This window comes from Streptomyces sp. NPDC045695, assembly GCF_056432025.1.
Window position 1 is genome coordinate 99,115 of sequence record NZ_JBWKJU010000013.1, and the last position, 10,438, is coordinate 109,552.

The following is a 10,438-nucleotide window of genomic DNA, read 5'->3' on the forward strand; positions in this document are numbered from 1 at the left end:
GACCACTGATGATCAAGAAGATGATGGCCACCGCCGCAGTTACCGCGTCGATCATCGGCGCGGGCGCCGCCCTGGCTGCTCCGGCGATGGCCATTGGCAACGACAACGGGATCAACACGGTCAACGGCAATGGTTCCCAGCAGATCTACGGCAACCAGAAGACCCACGGCGACCTGAGCCCGCAGCTCGGCCTGGTCCAGGGCACCCTGAACAAGCCCTGCATCGGCCTGCCCGCCAAGGTCAACGTTCAGTCCGTGTTCGCGCTCATCGCCAACATCGGCGTCCAGGACGTCAACGTCCTGTCCAACCCGCAGAACCAGCAGTGCACCGAGAACTCCACCCAGGCCAAGGGTGACGAGCCGCTCTCCCACATCCTGGACAACATCCCGGTCCTGTCGGGCAACCTCTCGGCCGGCAGCTGACGCAGTCCCCTCTGCGAGCCGGGGCCTCCGACGCCTGCGCGAGTGCCCACGGGGCCCCGGCTTGTTCCACCTGCATCCGCGGATCCGTTCCGACCACCGGCGCGCGCCGGCCGAAAGCGGCCGTCACCGTGGGCACCGCACCACACTGCACTGCACGTCACAGAGCCTCCGGCCCGACTGGGCCGGAGGCTCTGTGGCATGCATGCCCGAATAGGGGTACCGGGAGCCGTCGGAGATCAGAAGGGCTTCGTCGGGAGGTACTTCCCGTCCAGCGTGATCACGGCGCGCTCGCCGCCGTCGGGGTCGGCGACCTTCCTGACGTCCAGCTTGAAGTTGATCGCGCTGATGATGCCGTCGCCGAACTGCTCGTGCACCAGCGCCTTCAGGGTGGTCCCGTAGACCTGGAGCATCTCGTAGAAGCGGTAGATCGTCGGGTCGGTCGGGACGGCGCCGCCGATCGATCCGCGGGTCGGGATCGTCTGGAGGAGCAGTACCGCGTCCTCGTCCAGGTCCAGCAGTCCGGCGACCGACCGCGCCGCGGTCTCGGGCAGGGCGTGCTGGCCCAGCAGGGCGGCGGTGACGTAGGCGACCGACAGGCCCGCGGCATCGGCGAGTTCCTGCCAGGAGAGGTCCTTGCGGGCCTTGGCCAGGGTGATGGCGGCGGCCAGGTCCTGGCGGGCGGTGGGGTCGAACTGGGCGTGCAGCATGCGGAAGGTGTCCTTTGTGTGAAGGTGAGCGGTGGGGGAAGCGGGGGCGGGTGGGCGGGGTCAGAGGGCCAGGGCGGCCGGGTGGTCCGCGCCGGCGACCTCCGCGACCCCGCCGGTCCGGATGTCGTAGACCCAGCCGCGCAGGGTGAGGGCGCCCGCGGCCCGGGCGCGGGCGACCGAGGGATGGGTGGCCAGGTTCGCCAGCTGGGCGCGCACGTTCTCGCGGACCAGCGCGGCCAGCCGGTCCGGTCCGGCGCCCGCCGTACGGGCCACCGAGGCGTCCGCGTGCCGTAGCCAGCCCGCGACGGAGGAGGTGGCGCTCAGGTCCGTACCCTCGGCCAGTGCGGTCATCGCTCCGCAGGCGGAGTGCCCGCACACCACGATGTCGCTGACGCCGAGGACGGCGACGGCGTACTCGATGCTGGCGGTCACGCCGTCGGGGCCCGGCGCGTAGGCGGGGACGAGGTTTCCGGCGGTGCGGATGACGAACAGCTCGCCCGGCTCGCTCTGGGTGATCAGTTCCGGCACCACGCGGGCGTCGGAGCAGCCGATGAACAGGGTGTCCGGCCGATGGGTCTCGGCCAGGCGGGCGAAGAGCTCCACCTTCGCCGGGAAGACCTCGTGCTGGAAGCGTGCGACGCCGTCCGAAAGATCGTGCTGGGCCTGCATGGTCACTCCCTCTGGTGGGATGCGCCCCGGGGGGCTTGACGTGTTCCACCATGCATGAACTGCATCTATTGTGTCCAAGACGCCCTACCCATCTCAGCCATTGTTTTCATCTATAGTCGGGGCCATGGCTCTGGAACTGCGTCACCTGCGCTATCTGATCGCCGTGGCCGAGCACGGCAGCTTCACGCGCGCCGCCGAGGAGCTGCGGATCTCCCAGCCCACCCTGTCCCAGCAGGTGAAGCAGCTCGAACGCACCGTCGGGGTCCAGCTGTTGGACCGCACCGGGCGCACCGTGCGGCTCACCGACGCCGGTGCGACCTACGTCCACCACGCGCGCGGCGCGCTACGGGAGCTGGCGACCGCCGAGCGGGCCGTCCAGGACCTGGCCGACCTCTCCCGCGGCCACCTGCGCCTCGCCCTGACGCCCACCTTCACCGCGTACCTCGTCGGCCCGCTCGTCGCCGGGCTGTACACCGCCCACCCCGGCATCACCCTCGCGGTCCGAGAGACGCCCCAGGACCGCATCGAGGCCGGCCTGCTCGCCGACGAGCACGACCTCGGCCTCGCCTTCCAGCGGCCGCACCTGCCGGGCATCGAGGCGACCCCCCTGTTCACGGAGACCCTCAGCCTGGTCACCGCCGCCGAGACCGGGCCCGGGCCGCTGCCCGTGCGCGAGCTGGCGGCGCGCCGACTGGCGCTGCTGAGCGGGGACTTCGCCACCCGCGTCCATGTCGACGCCTACCTCGCCGCCCACGGTGTGCGCCCGCACATCGCGGTGGAGGCGAACTCCGTCCAGGCCCTCACCGAGATCCTCCGGGGCACGCCGCTGGCCACCGTCCTGCCCGACGCCGTCACGCACGACCACCCGTACCTGCGCCCGGTACCGCTCGACCCCGCCCTCCCCTCCCGCACGGTCACCCTGCTGCGCCGGGAGGGCGCCTACGAGAGCGCCGCCTCCCGCGCCTTCACCGCCTTCGCCGCCCGCCTGGTCCGCGACCGCGGCTACCGCCCGGTCTGAGGCGCCCCCGGCCCGAGCGGCGCCTTCCCCGGTCAGGCCGGACCGGCCGCGGCCGCCGGCCGGGCGAGGCGCTCGACGCGGGCCAGGAACTCGGTGGGGTGGAACGGCTTGGCGAGGCAGTCGCTCACGCCGGCCTCCAGCGCGCGGACCGTGCACTCCGGGTCCGCGGGGGGCAGCGCGAGGATGGGTACGCGCCCGTGGTCGAGATGGCGGCGGATCTCCTCGAACATCGCCACCTCGTCCAGGCCCGGCCCGGTGCGCTCGCAGATCACCAGGGCGACGGGGGCCTCGCTGCCCAGCAGGGCGATGACGTCCTTCCCGCTCGCGCCGTCGACCACGGTGAACCCTCTGGCCACGAGGAGGCGCTCCAGCAGGCCCCGGAGGGTGGGTTCCTTCGCCACGAGAAGGATCTTGTCCGGGGAAGCGCCGCTCATCGTGTTCCTCTTCGTCTGCGTGCCGGGTCCCGCAGAGCGTACGAGGTGGGGCGTGTGCCCGCCCGCTCCGGGGCACCTGATCGGGTAGTTTCGAAGCATGACCACTGAGCCGCAGAGCTTCGAGATCCTGCTGGTGCCCGAGCACATCCAGAACCTGGGCGGCGCCTCCGCGGCCGACAAGGCCCTGCGATCGGCCGTGGTCGAGGCGACCGGCGAGAGGGGAACCTCCGGCTACCCCCGCTACCGCGGACAGGGCGTGGAGGCCGACATCGACCCGGCGACGCGCACGGTCGAGGCCCTGCTGGTCGACGGCGCGGAGCTGGACTACGGACTGACCGCCATGATCGCCCCCGAGGGCGGCCGGGGCGCGCGCCGGAAGTGACCGACCGGTCCTGACTCAGACCGCCTCCGGCTCGGGCCGCTTCTGGTCCAGTGGCAGCGTGAGGACCAGGTTCTGGATGCGCACCCGCTCCACCTCGGGCTTGATGGTGAACTCGCCGTGCACCTTGGTCTCGGTCACCACCTGGATAACGGTTCCCGTCGGCTCGGTCTCCACGAGCACCAGGACGAGCTCCTTCGGGTCCGGGTTGATGCCGGGATTCCCGTGGTCCAGTGCGAGTTCGAATGCGGGGCGTGGACAGGACAGCGTGCCGTCGATGGTGACGCGGCGCCGGTCGTCTTCGTAGGTCACTTCCGCCGTGAAGTCGTCGTTCGTGCCTGAGCACTGCAACGATCCCGTGTGCTCCGTACTCCCCATGACTCCTCCGAGGACTCATGCGTACTGGCGAAGGCCCGGTCACCACAGGTGCGAGGGGGGCGCTGACGAAGGGCCCCACGGACGTCGACCGGGCCGGTGCCCCCATTGTCTTCCGGCCGGCGGCCCGGTGCCACTCGTCGGCTCCGGGGCGCGAGCCCCGGTCGGCCGGCGGCGCGTACCGGCCGGTGCACGTCCGGCCCGGCCCCCGAGGTGCGGGACCGGGCCGGACTGCGTGCCGCTCGCGCGGGTCAGGCGGACATCAGCTCACCTGGACACATCAGCTCACCTGGACGGTGACATCGTCCACGACGAAGGAGGTCTGCAGGGACTGGTCCTCCACGCCGTTGAACTTCAGGGTGACGCTCTGGCCCGCGAACGCCGCCAGGTCGTACGTCTTTTGGACGTAGCCGGAGTTCGCGTTCAGGTTGGAGAAGGTCTCCAGGGTCTGACCGCCCACCGAGACGGTGAACCGGTCGTAGACGACGTTCTCGTTCTCGTCCGTGTCGATGTGGAGGAAGAACGAGAGCCGGTACGAGGCGCAGCCCGACGGGATGGACAGCGACTGGGAGGCGCTGTCCGTGTGGGAGGAGCCGTATCCGTTCAGCCAGGCCTTGTAGCTGCCGCTGTGCGGAAGCTGGCCGGACTGGTTGGTGATCACGTCGGAGGTCGCGGTCCACGGGCTGGAGCCGCTCTCGAAGCCGCCGTTGACCACGAGCTGGCGCGGCGTGCAGCCGCCGCTCCCGGTGACGGTCAGTGTGTAGGTGGTGGTGTGGCTGACGGTGCCGGAACCGGTGACCGTCAGGGTGTAGGTACCGGGAACGGTGCCCGCGCCGACCTGGACGGACAGCGCCGAGGAGCTGCCGGACTGCACGGACGCCGGGTTGAGCGTCGCGCTCACGCCCGCCGGCGCGCCGGAGACGGAGAGCGCGACGGTCTGGGCGGCGCCGCTCACCGTGGAGGTGTTGACCGTGGCGGAGGTGGATCCGCCGGGGGCCGTGCTGCCCGCGGACGGGGAGACGCCGATGGAGAAGTCCTGCGCGGGGGTCTCACCGCCGACGGCCTGCTTCCAGACGGCGTAGGCGACGCCGTCGGCGCTGCGGTCCAGCACCGTGGCGTTGATGTTGTTCGTGGTGTCGCAGGAGCTGTGGTAGCAGGGGTCGTAGGCGGCGTTCGCGGTGCCGCCCCACTTGGTGGCCTGCGCCGAGGTCTTACGGGCGCTGGCGCCGGCCGCGTAGCCGGAGGTGGGGATGCCGGCCTGCTGGAAGGAGTAGTCGTCGCTGCGGCCCTGGCCCTCGGTGTTCTCCTCCGGCGCCAGGTTCAGCGAGGTCCAGTACGCCTTGAGCGGGGCGCCGGTGGTGGAGTTGACGTTGTTGATGAAGTAGCCGCCGTTGGTGGAGGCGACCATGTCGAAGTTGTAGTAGCCCTTGATGGCGGCCTTCTGGGCGCTGCTGAGCTGGCCGACGTAGAACTCGGAGCCGTTGAGGCCCTGCTCCTCGTCCGTCCACCAGGCGAAGCGCACGTGCTTGGACATCGTCGGGTTCTTCTGGGCGAGGACCAGCGCGTTCTCCAGCAGGGTGGCCGAGCCGGAGCCGTTGTCGTTGATGCCGGGGCCCGCCGAGACGCTGTCGAGGTGGGCGCCGAACATGACGACCTGGTCGGCGGGTCCGCCGGGCCAGTCGGCGATCAGGTTGTTCGACGGGTAGGTGCAGGAGGAGCAGTTCTGTTCGGTGACGGTGTAGCCGGCGGCCTGGAGCTTGCCCTTCACGTAGGCCAGGGACTGGGTGTAGCCGGCGCTGCCGGCCCGGCGGTGGCCGCCGTTCTGGGTGGCGATGGTGTTGAACTGCGCCAGGTGCGCCTGCACGTTGGCGACGCTGATGTCCGGCGGGTCGTTGCCGGGCTGGGTCCCGCCCACGTTGAGCGTGTAGTCGACGGTGTGGGAGAGGGTGGCGCCCTGTCCCTTGATGACGACGGTGGAGGCGCCGGGCGCCGCGTTGGAGGTGGCGGTCAGCGTCAGGACCGAGGACTGGCCGGACTGCACCGTGGCGGGGTTGAAGGAGGCGCTGACCCCGGACGGCAGGCCCGTGGCGGTCAGCGTCACCGACTGGGCGGTGCCGGTGGTGACGGTGGTGGCGACGGTGGTGGTGACCGTACCGCCCTGCTGGACGGTGCCCGACGACGGGTTCAGTGTCATCGAGAAGTCGTTGTTCTGGCCGCTCGGGGTGCAGGTCGGGTCCGCCGACTGGGCGGGCACGCTGATGGCGTCCCAGGCCGCCTTCGTCTTGTTGAAGAGCCCGCAGGTGGCGTCGAGCGACTTCGCGGAGCTCAGCGTCGCCGTGCGGTACTTCTTGTAGGACATGCTGCTGGTCTTGAGCAGCATGCCGCCGTAGAAGATCTTGCCGGCGTTCTGCACGCCCACGCCGGTCAGCGTGGTCTGGTTGCAGGTGCTGCTGCTGGGCTTGCCGCCGCCCGGGTTGGTGCCTTCGGCCAGCAGGTAGAACCAGTGGTTCAGGGGGCCCGCGGCCGCGTGCACCTCGGTGCCGGGTATCGCCGAGCTGTAGCAGGCCGGGTCGTTGTTGACGGCCGGCGGGTTGTACATGTTCCGGATGGGCCCTTCGCCCACGAGGTTGATCACCTCGCCGACGGTGTAGTCCGGAGTGTCGTACGGAGACGGCTCGTTGATGTACGCCTCGGTCAGCGCGCCGAAGATGTCGCCGGTGGCCTCGCCGAGACCGGACTCCTGGCCGCTGGTGCCGCCGGGGGTGTTGGAGTCGATGGCGTGCCCGTACTCGTGGGCCACCACGTCCACGCCGGCGATCCACTCGTTCGCCTGGTTGTGCCCGATGGTGACCGAGCTGCCGTCCCAGTAGGCGTTGAGGTCGTTCAGGCCGACCTTGCCGGGGAAGTGGCGGCCGTTGCCGCTGATGCCGTTGCGGCCCAGCCACTGGCCGAGCATGTCCCACTGCTTCTGCGCGGCGAACATCAGGTCCGTGCAGCCGGTCTCCTTGTTCGTGGGGTTGCCGGTGCCCCAGGAGTCGGAGGACTTCGTGAAGACCGTGCCGCTGCTGTAGTCCGCGCAGCTCAGGCCGGTGCGGTTCGGGTCGCGCAGCGTATAGGTGGAGCCCGAGTTGGTGGTGTCGACGGTGAGCGGGTTCGGGCCGTTCCACTTGCTGTTGCCGGTCCCCGCGACCACGTCGTCGTAGCTGTCGACGACGGAGCCGGTCCGCGCGTCGACGAAGACGTGCAACTTGCTGGGAGCCGTCTTGGTCCGGCCGATCAGCACCGTCTCCCAGGCCAGCACCGGCTTGTCGTCCTTCAGCCGGACGACGAGCCGGCTGCTGTCGACCTTGTCGACGGCGGTCAGTTTCGCCCGCGACGTCGACTCGGCGTCCTTCGCGGTCACCGACGGCCGGGTCGCGACGTCGATCCGTACGGAGGAGGCGGACTGGAGGGTGCGCACCTTGCCGGAGCCGTCCGCGAGCACGACCGCGTCGCCGCCGACGACCGGAAGGCCGCGGTAGCTGCGCTCGTACGCGACGGAGTAGAGGTCCTGCACCCAAGGGGTGACCATGCGCCGTTCGTAGTGTTCCTGCGAGGAGTTGACCAGGGAGTCCAGGCCGCTGTCTACGGCGCGGTCCGCGGCCGCGACCGCACGTGCGGCCGGTGTGTCCTGCGGGGACGGGGCGGGCTGCGCCTGCTGCGCCGCGGATGCCGTCCCGGCCAGGGCGCCGGCGAGGCTCGCGGTCAGCGCCATGGCCGCCACGGCTGCCGTCCATCTGGTGGGCTGCAACGTCCACTCCGATCGTGGGGGGTCGGGGATGAGTGTGCGTTCGCGGCCGAGTATGAGCGTGAACATGACGAGATTGGGACATCCCGGCAGGCATAAGTCCCGCGTTATGGTGCGGCGGCGGCCCGCTGCGTACGCTGCCCGGATGCAGCTGGAGTTGAGGCATCTGCAAGCCGTCTGCCGGATAGCGGAAGCGGGCAGCCTGGGGGGCGCGGCGCGGCGGCTCGGAGTGTCCCAGCCCGCCCTCTCCGCCCAGCTGCGGCGCATCGAGCAGGTCACCGGCGGCGAGCTGTTCGTGCGGGGACGGGGCGGCGTGGAGCCCACGGCACTGGGCCAGTTCGTGCTGGCCAAGGCGCGTCGCGTGCTCAGCGAGATGGACGCGCTCGGAGCGGAGGCGCGCGCGATCGGGACCGGCAGCCCGCTGCGGCTGGGCTGCATCCTGCTGGTCCTGCTCGACGGTCTGCTCGCCGAGACGGACCTGTCCATGTCGGGCCAGGAGATCACCGTGGACCTGGAGCACTCGGTGACCGCGCTGGCGCGGATGCTGGGCACCGGGCAGTACGACGCGATCGTCTACGGAGAGGTCAACGACCACGAGGTGCGGCTCCCCGCGGGCGCCCTCGCCAGGACGCTCGTCCCCAAGGAGCCGTTCTGCATCCGGCTGTCGGCGAAGCACCCGCTCGCGGGCCGGGACCGCATCGACCTCGCCGATCTCGCGGCGGAGGCCTGGATGACGCCCGTGGAGGACGACGACGGCGGCCCCGAGGCCCTCGTCGACGCCTGCGCGAAGGCCGGTTTCACCCCGTCACTGCGCTACCGGATCACCGACCGCATGATGCAGTACGACCTGATCGCCGCCGGCCGCGCGATCTCCCTGAGCCAGCCCACGGCCCCGCAGGTGGCGGGTACGGTGATGCGCCCGCTCACGGGGACCCCGATCACCGGCCGCATCCGGCTCGCCTGGAACCGTTCGGCGGTCTCGGCCGGCCAGGCGGACCTGCTCTACCGCGCCGCGGCCCGCGCCTACCTGGCCAACGTGGACAACAACCGTTTCCACAGGGAGTGGTGGGACGCCCATCCGGACCTGCAGATCAGTCCCGGCGGTGAGCCGTCAGCAGCAGGTACTCCCACTCCATGACGCCGTCCGCGGTGTGCTCCGCGGCGAGGGCGTCCAGTTCCCTGTCCAGGGCGGCGACCCGGTCGGGCTCCTTGGCGACGGCGCGGTAGGCGGCGATCGTCGGCCCGTACAGGGCCTTGAAGAACTCCCGGAACTCCGAGGGCTTGGCGAACCGCTCCACCCGGACCGTCTGCCGGCGCGAGACCACGTCGCCCGCCCTGTCGCCCAGCAGCTCGTGGACGTGTTCCTCGTCCCCCCACAGCGCCGGCGGCTCGGCCCCGGGCGGCGGCGGGGGCGCGTACGGCTCCAACGTGGCCAGCAGTCGGCCCATGAACCCCTCGGGAGTCCAGTTGACCAGCCCCACGGTGCCGCCGGAGCGGCAGACGCGCAGCATCTCGTCGGCGGCGAGCCGGTGGTGCGGGGCGAACATGACGCCGACGCAGGACATGACGGTGTCGAACTCGCCGTCCGCGAAGGGCAGCGCCTCCGCGTCCGCCTCCGTCCACTCCACCCGGGTGCCGCGTACGGTGGCCAGGTGCCACCCCACTTCGAGCAGTTCGGGCGTGAGGTCGCACGCCACGACGTCGGCCCCGGCCAGGGCGGCCGGAATGGCGGCGTTGCCGGAGCCCGTGGCGATGTCGAGCACCCGGTCGCCGCGCCGCACGCCGCACTCCCGGACGAGCAGGGCCCCGAGGTCCGGAAAGACGTGGGAGGCCACGGAGGGGTAGTCGCCCAGCGCCCACATGGCGCGGTGCGCGGCCTTCAGGGAGCGGTCGGTCCGGACCGCGTCGCTCGCCTCGCTCATGCCAGCCGCCCTCCAGGGCTCGGATCAGCCCCTTCTTCGAGCATAGGTACGTTCCCCGGGCGCGGCCCGTCGGGCCGGCACCGGCCCGGCTACGGCAGCGGGATCTCGAAGTGCACCGTGCCGTAGCCGCCGTGCTCACCCGTCGTGCGGGCGTCGAATACCTCGGTGGCCAGGCTCCGCCAGAACCCCTCCGCACTGGGCACGTCCACATTGGTGTGCAGGTAGACGCGCTCGTAGCCCGGCACCCCGGCCGCGAACGCGCACGCCTCCCGCACCATGGCGCGGGCCAGCCCGTGCCTGCGGTGGGCGGGGCGCACGTAGACCCGCAGGAGCTGCGCGGTGCGGCCCGAGGCGTAGCGCTCGGCCAGCCAGCGCGGATGCGGCGGGTGGGCGGGCCCCCGGGAGTGCAGGGCGCACGTGCCCACCACCTCCCCGTCCCGCACGGCCACGACGAGGGTGTGCCGCGGGTGGTCGAGGTAGGTGCCGCGGATGTCGACCACGTCGCCGTGCCAGTCGGGTACGTACCCGTAGGTGAACTCCCGGTAGAAGGTGTCGAGCATGACACTGCGCGCGCCCCGTACGTCCTGCGGCCCGGCGTGGCGCACCTCGTAGGCCGCGGCTCTCCGGTGCAGGAGCGCCCCGTGTGACTCCGTGGTCCCGGGTGCCTGATGGTGCTTCAGATCCTCCATCGCTCCACCGTAGCGGAAAACCACGCTATTGGAAAT

11 protein-coding genes are annotated in these 10,438 nt (G+C 71.2%); 4 read left to right on the plus strand and 7 right to left on the minus strand.

Annotated elements, in window-relative coordinates; genetic code table 11:
- The first annotated feature begins 8 nt into the window (after window positions 1-8).
- The gene (locus tag AC07DU_RS22460; RefSeq protein ID WP_453373613.1) at window positions 9-422 is read left to right on the plus strand and encodes a rodlin; all 414 of its coding nucleotides are present in this window, start codon (window positions 9-11) and stop codon (window positions 420-422) included.
- A 236-nt stretch (window positions 423-658) separates the two neighbouring features.
- Here the strand turns inward: AC07DU_RS22460 and cynS are convergent, their stop codons facing one another.
- Together cynS and AC07DU_RS22470 are read right to left on the minus strand one after the other, a co-directional pair.
- Entirely contained in the window at window positions 659-1,129 is a 471-nt protein-coding gene (gene cynS, locus AC07DU_RS22465; RefSeq protein ID WP_453373612.1) for a cyanase, read from the minus strand.
- 60 nt (window positions 1,130-1,189) lie between these two features.
- Window positions 1,190-1,798, minus strand: a complete 609-nt coding sequence (locus AC07DU_RS22470; RefSeq protein WP_479033875.1) for a carbonic anhydrase — start codon at window positions 1,796-1,798, stop codon at window positions 1,190-1,192.
- A gap of 124 nt (window positions 1,799-1,922) precedes the next feature.
- Here AC07DU_RS22470 and cynR point away from each other — a divergent pair, with 124 nt between their 5' ends.
- Entirely contained in the window at window positions 1,923-2,816 is an 894-nt protein-coding gene (cynR, locus tag AC07DU_RS22475; RefSeq protein ID WP_479033879.1) for a transcriptional regulator CynR, read from the plus strand.
- A gap of 32 nt (window positions 2,817-2,848) precedes the next feature.
- Here cynR and AC07DU_RS22480 read toward each other — a convergent pair whose 3' ends face one another.
- Entirely contained in the window at window positions 2,849-3,250 is a 402-nt protein-coding gene (locus tag AC07DU_RS22480) for a response regulator (protein ID WP_479113126.1), read from the minus strand.
- Window positions 3,251-3,347: 97 nt separating this feature from the next.
- Between AC07DU_RS22480 and AC07DU_RS22485 the strand changes: the two genes are divergently transcribed.
- Window positions 3,348-3,632, plus strand: coding sequence for a hypothetical protein (locus AC07DU_RS22485; RefSeq protein ID WP_453373608.1), 285 nt, complete (start codon window positions 3,348-3,350; stop codon window positions 3,630-3,632).
- A 15-nt stretch (window positions 3,633-3,647) separates the two neighbouring features.
- Here the strand turns inward: AC07DU_RS22485 and AC07DU_RS22490 are convergent, their stop codons facing one another.
- Together AC07DU_RS22490 and AC07DU_RS22495 are read right to left on the minus strand one after the other, a co-directional pair.
- A complete protein-coding gene (locus tag AC07DU_RS22490; RefSeq protein ID WP_479113128.1) occupies window positions 3,648-4,007 on the minus strand; it encodes a hypothetical protein in 360 nt (119 codons plus the stop codon).
- Window positions 4,008-4,284: 277 nt separating this feature from the next.
- Entirely contained in the window at window positions 4,285-7,758 is a 3,474-nt protein-coding gene (locus AC07DU_RS22495) for a M28 family peptidase (protein ID WP_479113216.1), read from the minus strand.
- Between the two features lie 178 nt (window positions 7,759-7,936).
- On the opposite strand from AC07DU_RS22495, the gene AC07DU_RS22500 reads away from it, so the two are divergent.
- Window positions 7,937-8,929: a LysR family transcriptional regulator gene (locus AC07DU_RS22500; protein WP_479113130.1), complete on the plus strand. Its 993-nt coding sequence runs from the start codon at window positions 7,937-7,939 to the stop codon at window positions 8,927-8,929.
- Here AC07DU_RS22500 and AC07DU_RS22505 read toward each other — a convergent pair.
- Both AC07DU_RS22505 and AC07DU_RS22510 read right to left on the minus strand, forming a co-directional pair.
- The gene (locus tag AC07DU_RS22505) at window positions 8,883-9,713 is read right to left on the minus strand and encodes a class I SAM-dependent methyltransferase (RefSeq protein ID WP_479033884.1); all 831 of its coding nucleotides are present in this window, start codon (window positions 9,711-9,713) and stop codon (window positions 8,883-8,885) included. The genes AC07DU_RS22500 and AC07DU_RS22505 overlap by 47 nt on opposite strands.
- 89 nt (window positions 9,714-9,802) lie before the next feature.
- Window positions 9,803-10,402 (minus strand): GNAT family N-acetyltransferase, encoded by a 600-nt coding sequence (locus AC07DU_RS22510; protein ID WP_479113132.1) that lies wholly within the window; start codon window positions 10,400-10,402, stop codon window positions 9,803-9,805.
- Window positions 10,403-10,438: the final 36 nt, after the last annotated feature.

Coding starts and splice junctions, on each gene's coding strand:
- cynR (WP_479033879.1), top strand. CDS start 1,923: ATGGCTCTGGAACTGCGTCACCTGCGCTATCTGATCGCCGTGGCCGAG.
- AC07DU_RS22480 (WP_479113126.1), bottom strand. CDS start 3,250: ATGAGCGGCGCTTCCCCGGACAAGATCCTTCTCGTGGCGAAGGAACCC.
- cynS (WP_453373612.1), bottom strand. CDS start 1,129: ATGCTGCACGCCCAGTTCGACCCCACCGCCCGCCAGGACCTGGCCGCC.
- AC07DU_RS22460 (WP_453373613.1), top strand. CDS start 9: ATGATCAAGAAGATGATGGCCACCGCCGCAGTTACCGCGTCGATCATC.
- AC07DU_RS22510 (WP_479113132.1), bottom strand. CDS start 10,402: ATGGAGGATCTGAAGCACCATCAGGCACCCGGGACCACGGAGTCACAC.
- AC07DU_RS22495 (WP_479113216.1), bottom strand. CDS start 7,758: ATGGCGCTGACCGCGAGCCTCGCCGGCGCCCTGGCCGGGACGGCATCC.
- AC07DU_RS22490 (WP_479113128.1), bottom strand. CDS start 4,007: ATGGGGAGTACGGAGCACACGGGATCGTTGCAGTGCTCAGGCACGAAC.
- AC07DU_RS22485 (WP_453373608.1), top strand. CDS start 3,348: ATGACCACTGAGCCGCAGAGCTTCGAGATCCTGCTGGTGCCCGAGCAC.
- AC07DU_RS22505 (WP_479033884.1), bottom strand. CDS start 9,713: ATGAGCGAGGCGAGCGACGCGGTCCGGACCGACCGCTCCCTGAAGGCC.
- AC07DU_RS22470 (WP_479033875.1), bottom strand. CDS start 1,798: ATGCAGGCCCAGCACGATCTTTCGGACGGCGTCGCACGCTTCCAGCAC.
- AC07DU_RS22500 (WP_479113130.1), top strand. CDS start 7,937: ATGCAGCTGGAGTTGAGGCATCTGCAAGCCGTCTGCCGGATAGCGGAA.